This is a genomic window from Nostoc sp. JL33 (genome assembly GCF_017114985.1).
Taxonomy (GTDB): domain Bacteria; phylum Cyanobacteriota; class Cyanobacteriia; order Cyanobacteriales; family Nostocaceae; genus Nostoc.
Genome location: NZ_JABXKP010000097.1, coordinates 49,345 through 67,335 on the forward strand (window position 1 = coordinate 49,345; position 17,991 = coordinate 67,335).

The following is a 17,991-nucleotide window of genomic DNA, read 5'->3' on the forward strand; positions in this document are numbered from 1 at the left end:
GCGCCCTCAGCGTCTCTGTGGTTCGTAACTCTTAAAAACTCTACCCGCACCTCGCAGCTGCTGATAGTACGACTGACTAACCGCATCTCCCTGTTCCGAGAGAATATCAATCCCAATCCCATCGCGTCCCTGATCTTTCCCAGAACTATGGATGTAATAACCATCCCCCAAATAAAGCCCGACATGGGTTGCTTTTTGGCTAGTTCCAAAAAATACCAGATCCCCGGCTGCTAATTCTGCAATAGTAATTGGTTGGGTGAATCCTTCCTGTTGATAGGCATCTCTAGGTAGCCAAATACCCACCGAAGCAAAGGCCGCCTGCATCAACCCAGAACAGTCGTAATTTGGCCCAACCGTACCACCCCAAAGGTAATAATTTGATTGTTGCATCGCTTTTTCGGTAAAGGCGATCACCTTTGTTAGGAGTTTTTTAATCTCAGATTCAGAAAATGTTGCAGCCTGATAAGGTACAGTAGCAGATTGTAATGAATCAAAATCGCAAACGGATAGCCATCCAGAATAGTCATCTTCACACAAATACACCTCAACCACTGAATTTTGATGATTTGATGTTACCCACAAATATCGCCCAGATGCGGCTTGAGTTGCCAAGCGTGTACATTCAGGAGAATCATATAAGTTCAGGTCAGCTAGACACTGATACTCCCCTGATTTGGGGTTTGGGATTTGGGATTTTAGATTATAGGACATTATTTAGAGAATGATTTTTTTTAATAAAGACGAGCAACTCGAAAATCTTGGGTTAGGCATTTTAGATGCAACTTGGGCAGCATTTCCGACCTTAGCCCGTAATCAAATTGCCTTGACTTGGGTTGTTTACGATCCACCAGTGCTAGTAAATACTGGTGGTGCGCTGACTCCCAACGCTTTTTGGGATCATCCAGTTCGTGGTTTTACTTATCGTGGTGTTGAGCGGATTTATCCCGCCAGTGTAGTCAAGCTATTTTACCTGGTGGCGGTAAACGAATGGTTAGAAAAAGGCATGATCCAGGAGACTTCCAAAGAGTTGGAGCGAGCCTTGCGGGATATGATTGTAGATTCAAGTAATGATGCTACCAGCTTGGTTGTGGATATTCTCAGTGGTACCACCTCAGGGCCAGAATTAGCAACCGGCCCCTTTGAAACCTGGAAATATCAGCGTAATATTGTTAACCGTTATTACCAATCTTTGCATTGGGAAGAAATGCAGACGATTAACGTCTGTCAAAAAACTTGGGGTGATGGGCCCTATGGACGAGAACGCGCGTTTGTGGGAGAGTTGCTGGAAAATCGTAATATGGTGACAACCAATGCGATCGCCAAGTTACTGCATAGTATTGTCGGTGGGGTGGCGGTTTCAAGTGGGCGATCGCAAGCGATGATGGCTTTGCTCAAACGTAGTCTCAACGATTTGCCCACTGACACCGAGGAAGATCAGATTACAGGTTTCTTAGGTGGTGGACTGGCTGAAAATGCTCAAATTTGGTCAAAAGCTGGTTGGACAAGCCAAGTTCGCCATGATGCTGCGTATATTGAGTTACCAGATCAGCGCCCCTATCTCTTAGTGGTATTTACTGAAGGCAAAGCGCAGGCTAAGAGTCGGGCTATTTTGCCCTTTGTTTCTCAGCTAGTTGCTTCGGCGATCGCTAGTCTATAATTCTTCCTTCTCTACGAGACGCTACGCGTAGCTTGTCCTCCGCAGGAGTACGCGGTTCGTGAAACAAGTAACTTGTTTACACCCAAAATTGTCTTTGTAACCCCGTAGCGCTTGTTATAGCTATGGGATTTTGCATTGGTGGCGAAGTGCGATCGCTATAAACAGATGACTTGTTGAAAACGCCTCAAGTCCTTTTGTATTCTGGTTTAAGGTAAATGTCGTTAAAGTGTCATTTCCCGACATCCAGGTGAAGATAGCTATTAGTGAATGTTAAAATTTCACTTTAACGGAGATCAAACCATGTCCGGTAATCAACGCGAAAAATATAACGGCTTTGAAATTCAAATCGAACAAACCCCAGTAGACAAGTTATCAGGTGAAACTTATTGGAAATTTGAAGCATGGCAAATCGGAGACAAAACGACAAACTTCATATCAAATGGTAAACAGTATGGAGGATATGAAGTAGCTTTAAATGAAGCAAAAAAAGCTATTGATCAAATACTTTTTCTACGATAAGAGCTAATGTAAGCCCCATCTTTTTTGCGATAACCTTGGATTCTTGTGCTTGGTTTCGGTGGCTTGGGTGGCTTGGGTGGCTTGGGTGGCTTCGGTGTTCCGGGCATTTCTACTCTCCATACACTAGATATTCTTTCAGTTTTACACGCAGTATTTTATATAACAACGGTAATAACAACTATCTACCTCACCTTCCTTATCTCTCAGTAATGCAAAATTTACGTAATAAAATACTTCACTATATGACACTAAAAGAGAGGTCTCGCATATTTTAATACAACCTGTTCCGAAGCTGTGGCTACTGTGGCTGTATACGCTTGATAATGAAGGTAGGCGTTATCTTCACATAAGTTTATGTTCTTAACTTGGTTAGACAGCAATAGTTGGTTACTGGAAATCGGCGGGAAACGAATATTAATTGACCCTTGGCTAGTTGGTTCGTTAATTTTCAGCAACTTGGATTGGTTGTTTAAAGGTTCGCGATCGCAAAATCGCCCAATACCAGATAATGTTGATCTAATCCTGTTGTCTCAGGGTTTAGAAGACCATGCTCACCCAGCAACGCTCAAGCTGCTCGACCACAGCATCAAAGTTGTAGCTTCTCCCAATGCAGCGAAGGTAGTACAGCAGTTAGGTTACACCCAGGTAAGAGTATTGGCTCATGGTGAAACTTTCACTTTAAATAATCAAGTAGAAATTAAAGCTTTTCCAGGCTCTCCAATTGGCCCTACTTTAGTGGAAAATAGTTATCTCCTGAAAGAATTGGAGAGTGGTTTAAGCGTATACTACGAGCCTCATGGGTATCATTCTCCACAACTTAAGCAAGCTGCACCAGTTGATGTGGTGATTACACCGTTTGTTGACTTAACGCTGCCTTTGCTTGGGCCTTTTATTAAAGGAGGAAATAGCGCTTTGGAAGTAGTAAGGTGGTTAAAACCTCAAGCAATACTACCTACAGCTGCTGGAGGAGATGTGCTGTTTGAAGGATTGATCACGAAACTCCTTCAGACTAAAGGAAATGCTCAAGAATTTCGTTCGTTAGTAGAGAAAAACAATCTTTCGACGCAGGTACTTGAGCCAAAACCAGGCGATCGCTTTGAATTACCATTAGAAAAACGAGCATTAGCAATCTAAGTTAGCTCACATCTTGCACCAGGCGATTAGAAATTGCGGCTATACAAACTCTCGTCCACCTCCGTGGACTAAGAGAAAATCAAAGATTCTTAACCCACGCAGGTGGGTTTCGCCTGTGTAGCCGCGACTTCTAGTCGCCAGGGCTAATTTCGTTCCATCAAAGTCCATCTCCGTGGACTAAGAGAAAATCATAGGTTTTTAACCCACGGAGGTGGGTTTCGCCTGTGTAGCCGCGACTTTTAGTCGCCAGGGCTTGCATATACACTTCTCTAATGTTCAAAATAATTTGAATTCCTGTTTGCTGATAGCATTTGTGTAATTTTTTGACAACAAATAGATGTTTACCAATATGCTGAGCAAAGTATTCGGTGACGCACATATAAAGCGTAAAATATATACTAAAATAATTAAAAGTATGAAATCTGATATATTATAGTTAACTTTCTTTGAATTCAGCGCAATCTCTTGCATGACTTCTTAGGCAACTTCTACAGTCACTTTTTAAACTTGTTCCAAATCGCTCTCATAACTGACACCAAGATTTATTGTTAAAGGAATTTATTTTGCGGGTAAATCATAGTTTGTGAAAATTGCAGAAGACAATTTAGAATGAGGAAAAATGACTAGATTATTTTAAATTTATTTATGCGATTATGGCTAAACTTTACCTTGTTAGTTGTCGGATTAGCTGCTTGAGATTTTCTGGATTATGGACTTGCCAATTATTTACCACCCAGATTACATTGCTCCCCTACCTGAAGGGCATCGCTTCCCGATGTCTAAGTTCCGACAACTCTACGAATTGCTGTTAGCTGATGGTGTAGCTAATCAAGAACAATTTCACACCCCGGAACGTCCACCGCCAGAATTGATAAAGTTAGTCCATACCCCAAACTATGTTCAAGCTTATTGCGAAGGAACCCTAGATGCCAAAGCACAGCGTCGCATTGGTTTGCCTTGGAGTCCAGCATTAGCGAATCGTACTTGTGTAGCGGTAGGTGGTACGATACTCACTGCTAAACTGGCACTAAGTCAGGGTTTAGCTTGTAATACTGCTGGTGGAACTCATCATGCCTTTCCTAGTTATGGGTCTGGTTTTTGTATTTTCAACGATTTAGCGATCGCCTGTCGCGTTTTACAAAAACTTGGACTTGTCCAAAAAATCCTAATTGTGGATTTGGATGTTCATCAAGGAGACGGCACCGCTTTTATCTTCCAAGACGACGACAGTGTTTTTACTTTCTCCATGCACTGCGAAGTGAATTTCCCCGGTACTAAACAAAACAGCGATTTGGATGTTGCTTTGCCAGTGGGAATGGAGGATGACGCTTATTTACAAACCTTAGCGAATTACTTAGCAGATTTATTAACTAAAGTCAAGCCAGATTTAGTATTTTATGATGCAGGTGTAGATCCTCATATAGGCGATCGCTTGGGCAAATTAGCCTTAACTGATGCTGGCATTTTTCGCCGGGAAATGCAGGTTTTAAGTACTTGTATGAGTAGCGGTTATCCCGTCGCCTGCGTCATTGGTGGCGGTTATACTGATGATATGAAATCCCTCGTTTGGCGGCATTCCCTATTGCATCGCGCCGCTAGTGAAGTTTATCAGCAGTACAAACTTTGATGCAACATGACTTATTGCAAAAATTTTGGTTTATTATCTGGAACCACAGATGAATTACCTGTTTCATCTGTGATTTGATTTTCCTAAATAGAAAACTTTGTCGGCAAAGGCAGTACTGGATGAACAACGGCAAACTCAGAATCTACGAACTAGCTAAAGAATTGAATTTGGATAGCAAAAAGCTATTATTAATTTGCGAAAAGCTCAAAATTGCAGTCAAAAGCCATACCAGTACAATCTCCGAATCCGATGCAGAACGCATTCGTTTAGCGGTAAATAAACTAACAGCAAAGTCCTCGAAAATTAAAACAAACTCTGAAGATTGGGGCTATATGTTTATAGCTTCAGCAATTGATAGTTTTATCCGCCATCTTGAAGGTGAAACTGCCTTGAAATCATATCCTGAATTTAGGGAGCGGCGCGATCGCGCCAATGAGTTAATGTTGGAATGTGTCGGGAAAAAGCCTTCTCTATTTTATGTGCGTCGCAAGGGTGCAGCAAAAGAGCCTAGAGAAGAAATTTGGGATTTGACAATCGCAACAGACAGCGATGATTTTCAGTTACCCGCAAGACTTGAGAAGCTCAAGAAAACATTAGGATTTAGAGCGGCTGTACAAAAAGATGGACGCGGCGGTTTAAAAATACTTTCGGCTCAGTTGTTACAACTCTCACGAGGACACGCCGATAGTTATGCTGTACCTTGTCGCTTACGTTTGCTGTCTAATCATCAGCATCATCTCGATATTCCGCCAAAGATATTGACACGCATCGCCGCCGCGCCAATCTGTGGCGATCATGTGCCTACAGAAGATCAGCTTAAAGCTTGGAAAGCCTTTTTGCAAATTGAAGAAAAAATTGCTAAAGCGCGTCAATTTTGCGTGCGTTACGTAAGTCATAACTATAACTTTAAAAGACGAATCAGTTTTGAAATTGATGTAGCCTCAGCCACCCTTGACGGCTTTTATCAAAATTCTCTCGATGTAGAAAACTTTTGGGAACGAGCAAGACGCACAAAAAACGAAGATTTGAAACTTTTTGAAACTGCTCCTATCGGCAAAAATTGGATTACCGGTCGTCAATTAGGGACTGTTGAAGAAGTTGATCCCAACCGTTGCATTATCAGTCTCAGACTAGAGCGCGACTTAGCTGAATATATGGCAGCAGAGCGTTATAAGTTACCAGATATAGGATTTTTGTGTTTTGAGGCAGTTGGTGATATTCAACAGATTCAGCGCAAGAAAAAAGCTTTGGATGATTTGAATAATGGTTACACTCAAAATCCATATTTAGGCAACTTTTTATTCGATGCTTCTCAGGCTAGACAAATCAAAACAACTATCGAACTTCAACCACAGAATTTATTATTATCTTCTGCTAACCCTGGTCAGAAAGCAGCAGTAGAAAAGGTACTTGCCGCCAAGGATCTTGTTCTCATCCAAGGGCCACCAGGTACTGGAAAAACTACCGTAATTGCTGAGATTTGCTATCAAATTGCCCTTCGCGGTGGACGCACTCTAATTGCATCTCAAGCCAATTTAGCAGTAGATAATGCCCTAAGTCGATTAGTTCATAACCCAGTGATTCGGGCTGTACGCAAGGGGAGAGCCGAAAAAGTTGGGGAGGAAGGACAGCCATTTTTAGAAGACCAAGTGATTGGCAGATGGCTAGAAAATACAGCAAATGACTGCGAAAATAATCTTAATCAACGGCTCGAAAATATCCAAATTTTTAGTCAATTAGTGGCATTATCACAAAGATTTACAGCCTACTTCCAAGCCGAGCAAGAATTCAATCAGCAACAAAATAAATTCCATAAAAATAAAGTAAAACTAGAGGAAAACTTTAAAACTCAAGAAAAATCTTACAACGAAACCGTAGGAAAAAAGAACGAGGTTGAATCCTTACTTGCAGGTGTAGAAAACATCCTAAATACTGCACCAAATGTCAACTGGGAAGCTCCAGAAGTTACAGATTTTTTACCACTTCTTAAGCCCTATACAGAAGGCAACAGTTTAGTAGAAGAATTTTTAGCAAATGTTCGTAAAGCCATCAAATATACTGATGAACTTGGCTTAGTGATACCGAAAGTTGGTGCTTTTGGTTTAGCAGTTTGGTTACGTGAAATAGCAACAGAAATTTCTGAATTTAAAACCGCTTTTACTTATGCTCAAGATGCAACTGAAGCTATGTCAGAAGTTGCAGTGCGGGTACAGGTTGTAAAACAGAATTTTGCCTCGTTAAATCAGCTACAACCAGATTACCAGCAATATCTTGCCAAACTGCAAAATATCCAGCAAACAATCCAGATTTGGGAAAACCGCAAACGGGAAATAGATTATATTATCTCAGCAGTTAAAGAATGGAAATCTACAGCACCTTCTCATCTGTATCAAACTTTGAAAGATTGTCATCAATCAGGTTTACTACTAACAGAGAATTTGGTAGACTTACCACTAGGTTTATTGATGTTTGCTAACACATTAAAATTACCAATAGTACCAAAAAGTTACAATATTAATCTACCAGACTGGGAGTTATTGGCAAAGGCGATCGCTTATGAGATAGACGGAGGTTTTACTGACAGGCGGGGTAAACAGCATAATTTTAGCTACTTTTTACAGCAAAATTTTAGTCAGATTCCAATGGTGCTATCAAAGAGCGATACCTACGGTGGGCAAAGCCTACGCACCCAATGGCAAGAAACCTATCAACAGTTTAACAATTATCAGCTACTCAACCCCAAACAGCGAAAATTACTAGTTGAGAATACCCAGGTTTTTTTAATTAGAATGCAACGAACTTATGGTGCATCATGGGAATGGAATAACATTGATGCTACTCTCACCCGGCTTACACAAGAATTGCTAGATACTATCCTTATAAACGCGCGTGAATGCGTTTTAAAAGTAAAAACTGAAACTGAACAACAGCTTCAGCATCTGCAACGACTATTAAATGATCTTCAGAAAAATGAAATCAGCCAACAGCAAATATCTATTACTCAAGCTGAGGTAGAAAAAGCACAACAAGACGCTAATTTGCAACTTGGACAAGTTATTAATATCTTACAAGAACTTAACCAACAGCCAAATATACCTGCTCAATTACGCATTATAAGTGAAAAATATCTCGCAACACAATCGAATATTTGGGAGCAGCCCCAAGAATTCTTAAAGCAAGTGAATCATTGCGAAACTTGCATCACTCAACTTGAAACCTTAATTTCGTCATTAGAACCTTTTGCTGTGTTGGGGATAATTAAAAATTCTCTAAATGAGCATTTATTAAAACTAAAACAAGAAAGTGAAATTTACTTACAGGAGCTTCATAAATTACAAAATAATCTCCGCGAGATAGAACAGAAATCACAACCACAGCCATCACAAAATTTAATATTAGAAAGAAGTTGGTGGTTGACAGAATGGCAAACAATACCGGATAATTTTAAACCAGAAAATTCCGATGCTGACTTATTTAATATAGAGTTATTGCGCGGTCTTCATATTCAGTTTGGATTTTGGCAAAAGCAACTCGAAAAAGAAGAAAATTATCTCAATAAATATCAGAATTTTGTTCAAGATTGGATAGGAAAATTAAGAAATCCAACTGAAGGCGATCGCGATGATTTAAGACGGATTTATTTAGATAATGCTAACGTCGTCGGTATCACCTGTGTTCAAGCTGCAAATAAAGGTTTTTCTGAAGAATTCAAATCCTTTGATGTCGTCATCATTGATGAAGTTAGTAAGTGTACTCCACCAGAGTTACTAATCCCAGCATTGAAAGGCAAAAAGTTAGTGATGGTAGGGGATCATCGACAATTACCACCAATGCTTGATACTAGCACTTTAGAAGAAGTCGCTCAAACAATTGGCAACACACGAGATGAACTAAAATTTTTAGAAGAATCACTATTTAAAAGTCAGTTTGAGTCTGCTGATGAAAGCATCAAACAAATGCTAACTACACAATATCGAATGCATCCATTTATTATGGGAGCAATCAATCAGTTTTATGATGGTAAACTAGAATCTGGTATTTTGGAGCCGGATACAAAACGCGCACATCATCTAGCAGGCGAAATCATCCAAGAATCTCAGCATCTTATTTGGGTAAAAACGCCTATCGAGAATCAATTTTTAGAGCAAAGAAATGGAACTTCTTACTTTAATACTCCAGAAATTGATGCAATAGAACGTCTGTGTCAGCAGTTCGATAATATTTGGGTTTCTAAAGTTGCTAATGGTGAACCAAAAAAAGAAATTGCCGTAATTACATTTTATGGCGCTCAATTAAGGAAAATTGATGAGCGCTTGCAATCTGAACTCTTCCCTTCACTAGAAATTCGTACTGGTACAGTAGACCGATTTCAAGGTATGGAACGACCTGTTGTAATTGTTAGTATGGTTCGCAACAATAGTAAAGGGGATGTGGGTTTTGCGAAGAAACCAGAACGAGTTAACGTTGCATTTTCCCGCGCTCAAGAACTGCTGATAATTGTGGGTTGTCATAATTTATTTACCCATCAATCAGGTAAAGTCGGAAGTATGTATTCTGAAGTTTCAAATATTGTAAGTCTTCATGGAGGTTTCGTTGATGTTTCTCGCCTCTTCAGCTAAACCTATTGATGACAATCTCAAGAATTATGTAACTGAAATCTTGCACCAGTTCCAACAACCGCCTCAGAATTCATTCTGAAGCTAATAGCTAAAGTTTTCTAAAGAAGACTGAGGAGTGGAGTTGAGCTATCAGCCCAGGATGTTAAGAAATATATCATTAATTAGTATAGTTCTTTACTTAGACAACGATCAAGCTCTATTCTTTTTAACTATCATTATCATACAATTTTTATACAATTTTTTGACAGCTTATAATATCAGCACCATACCAGAAAATGTTACTTATGTAACCCTAAATACAGCATCATCTGGTATAGAAACTATGTAGACAATCGTGTAGAAACAAGGGTGAGCTATCAAACCCGAATGACCCCACGGCAGAAACAACGTATCGGGATACTGACAATCCCGAACTTTCCTAGAATTATCTTTTGAGACTCAGCAATAGATGAATAGTAAATAAAAACATCCTATGTTAGAAAATAGAATCAATAGAAGAACTATTCTTCACGGTGCTATCACCTTGACAGGAACATTGGCAGCTGTCCAACTTGCCTCCGCCAAGAAAGCACAGGCGCAGTCTACTTCATTAAGTCAACGTAAAGGGATTTTGTTAGCGGTAGATTTACAAAATCGCTTTTTGATCACACCTGAATGTGAAGCGGTTGTGTCAAAGGTAGTTAATAATGCTAGTAAGTTTCATCAGGTTTGGGCAACTCGCTTTTTTAACCGGAATCCTAACTTTTCACGTCAACTCAACTGGAACGAGATGGTGTCTGGACAGGAAACAGAGCTTTCTAAAACCTTAATTCCGGTTGTCAGCAAAACGTTTGATAAGCCTTCATATTCTCCAATTTCACCTACCTTGCTCCAAGTAAATATTATATCCCGGTTTCTTTTTTCTCATGCTCATGCTCCTACTTCTTTTGTGATGTCATCTACCCTGCTCCAAGCACTGCAAAATAATGCTATTACTACAGTCGCAGTGTGTGGAGTTGATACAGACGCTTGTGTGATGGCTACAGCTTTAGGACTCTTTGATGCTGGATTTGAGACGTTCGTAGTATCAGATGGCTGTGCTTCTAGTGGTGGGCAGGAATATCATGAAGCGGCGATTAAGATATTGAAACGCAATATTGGAGAGAAATATGTGATTTCTTTTAGCGAATTAGCTGCAATGTTGTCTTAGTGTATAAGAGGGTGTTTGAAAAGTTATGAGTGGTAAAAGTTTATGCTAAACGCTTCACCATGATGCAAATCATAGCAAGATAGATACTCGAATTATTTGAAAAGTGGTTTTGTTGTTAATTAAAGGCTTAGGTGAGAAACAGCAAATATCAAAGGTGAGAAAAAGTAATTTTTAAGCTCTTAGAAAGAAGTTACAATTAAGAAACTGCCCTCCAAAACTGATTATTTCTCATTTAGAAACAGACTGGAGACTTTTATGACCCCAGCAGCGATGTCTGACGACAAGCCGCAAAGCGTCTACGCTACACCCACAAAAGAATCACCCCTTTTGTTTGAAGGACTGACTTGGAGAGAATTCAAAGCAGTTGAGCAGTTATTAGACCGTCCAGGATATCGGCTGTCTTTCCTGGATGGTGTTTTGGAGATCCGAAGAATGCCTGGAGAACCCCACGAAACTGTTAAGAAGAGAATTGCCGCATTGTTAGAATTTTACCTGCTCATAGCAGGGTTTGACTTTACTCCAACTGGGTCAATGGCCTTAGAAAGTGAATCGGGTGCTGTCAAGCGAGAGGCAGATGAATCTTATAAACTTGCCCCTGGTCGAGTGCGTCCCGATTTGGCGATCGAGGTGGTGTTTACCAGTGGCGGTATCAACAAACTGGAGGCATACAAGCGGCTGTTGATTCCAGAAGTGTGGTTCTGGGAAGATGGAGTGTTAGAAGTTTATCACCTGCAAAAAGAAGGCAACGCACTTCACTATGAAAGGGTTTCTAGTAGTGAGGAGGTAAAAGGAATCGATCTGGATTTATTGTTGCGCTGCATTAATATGGTGAATCATGTTGATGCTATCAAGACTTTTCAGCAGGCGCTTCAGAAATAGCTGGCGATTTCTGCTAAACCTATTAATAATAATCTCAAAAATTTGACTGGGTTATAGGAATAGCTTCAGGATACGATTTCTTCTTTCCGTGGTCAAATATTGAGGCTGCAACTATTGCAAATCCAGACCATGACATAACAGAATTCGGAAGTCGTGCTGAAAAGTAGCAAAACTTAATAATATCTCAAGAATAGCCCCATCAAAAGCCGCACTAACATAAACCTTAGAGGAAGTTTTTCAAGAGATTAACAGTACAAATACAGAACTACATTCAAATCGTGCGTCTACATGGAGGTTTCGTTGATGTTTCTCGCCTCTTCTCCTAAACCAATTGATGAAAATCTCAAAAAACTGGTAGACGAAATAGAAGCGCAAAGTCTTAGTTTATCAGTTTTAGCAGCGCGTCAATTTCGTTATAGTTTGCGTCAAACTCCTGTAGAAGTAAATATCAAGGAACCCCGTCAGTTTAACGTACTTGAAGAATTTATTATCCGCGCCGCTATTGAATTTGAACCTCCGCCAACAGAGGATGAATTAGCCTCTGTACTTGGGCTTGATTCTATATTTATTAAAACTACTACTGCAACTCTTCGGACATTACAAACTCTATCAGCAACATCGCCACTAACAGTTACTCCTGAAGGCCGCTCATTTTATGAAAAAGGGTCTGTACCACAGCCGCCATATCCTATACAAATTTATGCTATTACAGACCCTTTAAGCGACAATATAACCTTTCAATCTGAATCCTTAAATGAGACAACGATAACCTTACCTGACTTGGCAGACTTTATCACTATTGATCATACAATTGCTGATATTGCTTCCTTACCCCTTGAGGAAATCCAAAAAAGTATTCAAGCTTCAGGTTTAGCACTTCATGCCCCAGAAGATGGGAAAATCGTCACTTCCTATAGGGTACTAGCTTCGACTAAAAAATTTTGGAGAAAGATATCGCTTTTCATTATCTTCGATGCACTTGAAGATAAGTTGAGCATCCAAATAAGAAATGGAAAGCAAATTTTAGAGTCAGCATCAAACTTGTTGGAAGTGCTACACGCTGAAGGTAAAATATCTTTGCAAGCATTATGTAAAGTGTCAACAGAAACTATCAATTTTGAACGTGAAGCCATTCTCAAGCAAAAAAATACTGAAGTAGAAGCTAGACTCGAAAAAATTCGCCAAAAGGCGCTAGAAAATGCTACAAAAACCAGTCAAAAAGTAGATAATTCTACAGTATTAGGTGAAGCTGTACAGTTACGCGATGGGCAAATTAGCCTAGCTTTTTCAGAAGTTTTAAATTCGGCTAAAAGTCAGATTCTAATCTATTCTCCTTGGGTTAATCAGGCAGTTGTCAACGAAAAATTTCTAACTCTGTTACAGAAATTAGCTAATCGCAGAGTTTGGATTTTAATTGGACATGGAATTTCGCGGCGAGAAGAAGATGAAGATAAACCAATTCCACCAGAAGTACAGAAAAAACTTCGAGCGATAAAAACACCTGATGGTTTAGCATCTGTACAGGTTTTTTGGTTAGGAGATTCTCATGTTAAAGAAGTAATAGTTGATAAACAAATCCATCTTTGCGGATCTCATAACTGGTTATCCTATCGCGGCGATTACCTACCACGAGGTGAGTCAGTTTATAAAGTTACAATACCACATCAAGTCCAGGAAGCTTATCAATTTCTCGCTAATCGCTTCCAAAATCGCGCTGAAAAATTATGGAAAAATTCTCTAGAAAACCGCAATTCTCAACTTGCTATAGAGTCTTTATGTGTGTGGGGTGCGCTAGGTATGGAAGATATTGCACTCAAAGAGATACAGAAAAATAATTGGTTTGAACTTCTGCCTGTATGGTTGAATGTAGCACTACAGGGATTAAAATCGAAAAATTTATCAAGTGATTCAGAAAGTTTTAAAACTGCACTTTTTTTGCTGAGTCAAGTTTCTATTGAAGAAGCTTTTATTGAGCAATTGCAACAGGGATGGCGGAAAGTTATAGGCGCGATCGCTACTAATAATCCTAAAACTGCTTTAAACTTACTCAGTGATGAAGTATGGGCGCAGTTTCTACGTCTCAATATTGCCCAAGAGAGTGATTCACCCAATGATTTTATTCTCTCCCGTGATTAACACATATTAAAATATTTTTCATACTTCAATAGTAATGATTTTTCGGAAGACAGCCCAGAAATCTGTCGTCCTGATTTCGCGTGAGTTGGCAATTAAATGATTCTTAAGCTTTGATTAACTTAAAGATAGATCCAGAAATTCGTCTTATTCGATACAATTTATAGGCAGAGAGAGCCGAGGAGAACAAGGTGGTTTTATTAAAAGGCTTTGAGATAGAGATATACACTGGCACGCCTCAAGGTGAAATCGTCGGTCTCTCCGACAAAATTGTTGCAGATTTGGATGGATTTATGCGGGAGCCAGATAGCCGCAATGTCGAATACATAACCCAACCATCCCCTAATTACGATAATTTATTGTGTGCCTTGCTGCGTCCCCGGCGAGAGTTGCGAAACTACCTCAATCACTTGGGCGATTACACCCTAATACCGGGGAGTACTTTATCTTTGGGTGGAGGCGATCGCTTTCTACGTTCCGATCCAGCAAACCCTTATCATGACTACATTGAGAACACCTACGGGACGAAAGTAGTCACCGCCAGCGTACATATTAATGTCGGCATCAGCGACCCAGAAGTATTAATGCGGGCGTGTCGGGTAATCCGTATGGAAGCACCTCTATTTCTCGCCCTCAGCGCCTCATCTCCCTTCCTGGATGGCAAAGCTACTGGCTATCACTCCACGCGTTGGGGACTCTTTCCGCAAACGCCTAGCCATGTACCGTTATTTGCCAGCCACGCCGATCATATCCAGTGGGTGGAAGATCAACTCGCTGCTGGAACCATGCAAAATATACGACATTTATGGGCATCAGTGCGACCAAATGGCGATCGCCGTCCCTATGACTTGAATCGCTTAGAATTGCGAATATGCGATTTAGTCACAGATCCCATTGCCTTGCTGGCGATTAGTGCCTTATTAGAAGCGCGTTTGTTGCAAATAATCGAAAATCCTAGCATTGATCCGTTAACTCAAAGTAGCTTCTCTGCTGAAGAACTCGTCACCCTGACTGCTGAGAATGAAGCTGCTGCTGCTGTTGGTAGTCTCGATGCTCATTTGAAGCATTGGCAAGATGGCAGAAGCATCCTAGCCAGAGATTGGATTGCTCAAATGTACCAAGACGTTTGGGCGATCGCCAAACAACAAGGCTTTAGCTGTTTCCTTTCCCCTTTGCAGAAAATCCTTCGCGAAGGCAATGAAGCTCAACAGTGGTTGCAATTACACGCAGTCGGTTTTGATAGCCAGCGCGTCATCGCTCAGGCTATTGTCGCCACTCAAGAGCGCGAAACAGAACTCGAAGAAAAATTGTGTTCGTCCCTGCTGGCCTAATTGAAGAGGTATTGGGCATTGCAATACTGCTCGGTTAAGGTGCATAGTTATTGGAAGGAGATCCCCCTTAGTCCCCCGATAAATTGGGGGAAAAGAAGGCATTTTTAGCCCTCCAATTTATCGCGGGGTTGGGGGGATCGACTTTTAACCGAGCAGTATTGGCTCCCGATGAGCAACTGGCGTGGATTTAGGGGGATCTAAAACAATACGGTTCGGATAAGGTTTTTTGATCACACGCCGCTAATCGTAAAGACGCGATAAATCGCCGTCTTTACAATAATCAGTCCAATGCAAGAGACGGCGATTTATCGCGTCTCTTGCCTTAACCGAACCGTATTGGGATCTAAAACGTTTTTATACCGACCAGAGGACTTTTAAAACATCCTCTAAGTACAAAGTAATTTTATTTGCAGTAAACATACTGTTTTAGAGGATAATTCATCTTTATGAGATATCTCATAAAGATTACTAGCATTTTTTTCAACAAGCCTTGGTAATTGCAGAGGAAATCAAAAAACTTGATTATTAAGTCAGAAGTCTGCAACATATTGTTAATGCTTACAACTATAAATTAAAAAATTATCGAGAAGCACTGAATTATTATCAGCTAGCAAAGCTAGCTGCGCGAGAAATTAAAGACCAAATCATTGAATCACAGCTTTTAAATCAATACGCTTGGGTTAGCGCCAAAAACCTGCTAGGGGGGATCTCGATATAACCGTAGACTTTTCAAACATCCTCTTAACGCCAAAGATACGCTCTTAAAAGTAAAGCTATTACTAATAGCTATCAAGCTTGTAACGCATTTTAATTAAAAAGAATCTCAATAGATTTCTATAATTTAAAACATTATCGAGATAATTAATTCTTACTGCGTAAGAGTTCGATACATTTTCTTTGTATTTATTTGTGTTTGGAGTTATACATTAGAAGCCATAGAACTTGATGTGATAAATTATCTATGACTTACGATAACCGCGCCGAAGTGCGAAAGGTTTTAATTATTACCCTACTGCTCAACCTGTTTGTAATGGGATTGAAAGCAGTTGTGGGCTACTGGACAGGTTCTTTGAGTTTGCAAGCTGATGCCTTGCATAGTGTGACAGATAGCGCCAACAACGTTTTAGGATTAATTGCGAGTAAATTTTCTTCTCCACAACCCGATCGCGAGCATCCCTATGGACACAGCAAGTTTGAAGCAGTAGGAGCTTTAGGAATTGCCTCATTTTTAGGAATAGCCTGTTTTGAAATTCTGCAAGGAGCCATCGAACGAATTCTCAAAGGTGGTGGTGAACATGTGAAAATATCGCCACCTGAGTTGTGGTTATTACTAATTGTGCTGGGCGTGAATATTTTTGTGGCCTTTTACGAACGTAGTGTGGGTAGGCGGGTAGGTAGCTCAATTCTGATCGCTGACGCGACACATACTATGAGCGATATTTGGGTAACTATCTCTGTAATTGGCGGCTTGATAGGAGTTTGGCTAGGTTATCAATGGATGGATTTGGTGTTAGCTTTTCCTGTCGCCTTGTTGGTATTTTGGAGTGGCTGGTCAGTTTTAAAAGAGAATTTGCCTTGGCTTGTGGATCAAATGGCGATCGCACCAGAAGCAATACATGCGATCGCTACTTCTGTTCCAGGTGTAATTAACTGTCATGATATTGCCTCTCGCGGTGTTCTTGGTCGTCAAGTGTTCATTGAAATGCATTTAATAGTAGATGCACCAGACGTAGAAACCGCCCATCACATCACCGAAGAAGTAGAAAGCCGATTAGAAGAACGGTTCCGTCCAGTGAGGATTTTAATTCACGTCGAGCCACCAGCATATAAGTCTGAGCAAATTAGCTTTGAAACTGGAGCAAAATAGTCTAAGCAATTCCAAATCACGCCCTGTTCTGTAAAGCAGCGTCTTTTAGCGGATGAAACAGTTCTGCCTTTAAAAACTTGTTATTACCAACATTTTTTTCATAAACCAACACCTCACCAAAAATGATGTTGTAGAACCTTGATTTCTTCGTTTAACAAATATGATCAGGAATATGAGAAAAGATCAGGGAAATAACAAATAACGAGCGACAAATGACTGCATCTTTGTGTTAAATCTGATCAGGAGCAACCAAATTTGCGACGATCGCAACTAGTTCTCCTGGATCAACTGGTTTAGCCACATGAGTCTGAAAGCCCGCTTCCAGGGCACGCCTACGATACTCGCTATCGCCATAGGCAGTTAAGGCGATAGCGGGAAGTTTTGCCCAAATCTCAGGCTTCAGCGCCCGGATCTTGCGGATGAGGGTGTAGCCATCTTCACCAGGCATAGCAATATCACAAATCAAGACATCTGGTTGCAACTCAGGTAGTACTTTCAATGCTACTGCTGCCGATCCAACCCCCATGACGGTGGCTCCATCAGCTTCCAACACGGTACTAATGTAAAAGCGGCTATCCTCATCATCATCAACTACGAGGATGTTTAAGCCAGCAAGGGGAACAGGTTCCATAACATCTCCATTAACGTTGATAAAATGAAACTTATTTCTAATCAGCTGCTTGTTTTTTTCTCTATAACCACACCATTGTTAATTTTACTGCGATCGCGCCTATTTTCCTAGACAATAACTCAAGAAAGCCCAGTCATTATCGAATTTGTAGCTAATTGTTCGCTAGCATTTCTAATTATTGACTTGATAAAATTCTCTTGGTGTTGAAATTTCTTTACATTGAAAAATTAACTTTCAGGAATAGTTGGAATTCAATAATAATCTTGCTAATTACTGACTGCTTTATCAGAAATTTGGGTTTAATAGGACTTACGCATTGACAAGAAATACCAAATATAAATCAAGGTTAAAAACCATATCTTTCGTAAGGGCACAGCATTGCTGTGCCCCTACAGCATGATCTAT

General features: G+C 40.3%; 12 protein-coding genes and 1 pseudogene. 10 read left to right on the plus strand and 3 right to left on the minus strand.

The genetic code is table 11. The annotated features are described in order from the left end of the window. Positions 1 to 6: 6 nt before the first annotated feature. Positions 7 to 711 carry a C40 family peptidase gene (locus HWQ23_RS29305; RefSeq protein WP_292836654.1) on the minus strand — a complete coding sequence of 235 codons (705 nt, stop codon included), beginning with the start codon at positions 709 to 711 and terminating at the stop codon, positions 7 to 9. 10 nt (positions 712 to 721) lie between these two features. Here HWQ23_RS29305 and HWQ23_RS29310 point away from each other — a divergent pair, with 10 nt between their 5' ends. From HWQ23_RS29310 to HWQ23_RS29320, 3 genes are all read left to right on the plus strand, one after another. Continuing rightward, on the plus strand, positions 722 to 1,657 hold the full coding sequence (locus tag HWQ23_RS29310) for a serine hydrolase (protein WP_292836657.1): 936 nt from the start codon (positions 722 to 724) through the stop codon (positions 1,655 to 1,657). Positions 1,658 to 1,957: 300 nt separating this feature from the next. Beyond that, positions 1,958 to 2,176: a hypothetical protein gene (locus HWQ23_RS29315; RefSeq protein ID WP_292836660.1), complete on the plus strand. Its 219-nt coding sequence runs from the start codon at positions 1,958 to 1,960 to the stop codon at positions 2,174 to 2,176. A 354-nt stretch (positions 2,177 to 2,530) separates the two neighbouring features. Continuing rightward, positions 2,531 to 3,310: an MBL fold metallo-hydrolase gene (locus HWQ23_RS29320; RefSeq protein ID WP_292836663.1), complete on the plus strand. Its 780-nt coding sequence runs from the start codon at positions 2,531 to 2,533 to the stop codon at positions 3,308 to 3,310. 157 nt (positions 3,311 to 3,467) lie between these two features. Here HWQ23_RS29320 and HWQ23_RS33765 read toward each other — a convergent pair. Further along, positions 3,468 to 3,943: pseudogene (locus tag HWQ23_RS33765) on the minus strand (hypothetical protein); the annotation flags it as partial. 76 nt (positions 3,944 to 4,019) lie between these two features. Between HWQ23_RS33765 and HWQ23_RS29330 the strand changes: the two are divergent. The 7 genes from HWQ23_RS29330 (at position 4,020) to cdf31 (ending at position 16,955) form a co-directional block, all read left to right on the plus strand. Further along, on the plus strand, positions 4,020 to 4,937 hold the full coding sequence (locus HWQ23_RS29330; RefSeq protein WP_292836669.1) for a histone deacetylase family protein: 918 nt from the start codon (positions 4,020 to 4,022) through the stop codon (positions 4,935 to 4,937). 119 nt (positions 4,938 to 5,056) lie between these two features. Further along, complete coding sequence (locus HWQ23_RS29335; protein WP_292836672.1) at positions 5,057 to 9,556, plus strand: translation initiation factor IF-2 N-terminal domain-containing protein; 4,500 nt, start codon at positions 5,057 to 5,059, stop codon at positions 9,554 to 9,556. A gap of 472 nt (positions 9,557 to 10,028) precedes the next feature. Further along, positions 10,029 to 10,745, plus strand: coding sequence for a cysteine hydrolase family protein (locus HWQ23_RS29340; protein WP_292836675.1), 717 nt, complete (start codon positions 10,029 to 10,031; stop codon positions 10,743 to 10,745). Between the two features lie 255 nt (positions 10,746 to 11,000). Then, positions 11,001 to 11,624, plus strand: coding sequence for a Uma2 family endonuclease (locus tag HWQ23_RS29345; protein ID WP_292836678.1), 624 nt, complete (start codon positions 11,001 to 11,003; stop codon positions 11,622 to 11,624). 303 nt (positions 11,625 to 11,927) lie between these two features. Further along, positions 11,928 to 13,760, plus strand: coding sequence for a phospholipase D-like domain-containing protein (locus tag HWQ23_RS29350; RefSeq protein WP_292836682.1), 1,833 nt, complete (start codon positions 11,928 to 11,930; stop codon positions 13,758 to 13,760). 188 nt (positions 13,761 to 13,948) lie between these two features. Beyond that, positions 13,949 to 15,088 carry a glutamate--cysteine ligase gene (gene gshA, locus HWQ23_RS29355; RefSeq protein WP_292836684.1) on the plus strand — a complete coding sequence of 380 codons (1,140 nt, stop codon included), beginning with the start codon at positions 13,949 to 13,951 and terminating at the stop codon, positions 15,086 to 15,088. Between the two features lie 961 nt (positions 15,089 to 16,049). Beyond that, positions 16,050 to 16,955, plus strand: a complete 906-nt coding sequence (gene cdf31, locus HWQ23_RS29360; protein ID WP_292836687.1) for a CDF family zinc efflux transporter Cdf31 — start codon at positions 16,050 to 16,052, stop codon at positions 16,953 to 16,955. 229 nt (positions 16,956 to 17,184) lie between these two features. Here the strand turns inward: cdf31 and HWQ23_RS29365 are convergent, their stop codons facing one another. Then, the gene (locus tag HWQ23_RS29365; RefSeq protein WP_292836690.1) at positions 17,185 to 17,586 is read right to left on the minus strand and encodes a response regulator; all 402 of its coding nucleotides are present in this window, start codon (positions 17,584 to 17,586) and stop codon (positions 17,185 to 17,187) included. Between the last annotated feature and the right edge of the window lie 405 nt (positions 17,587 to 17,991).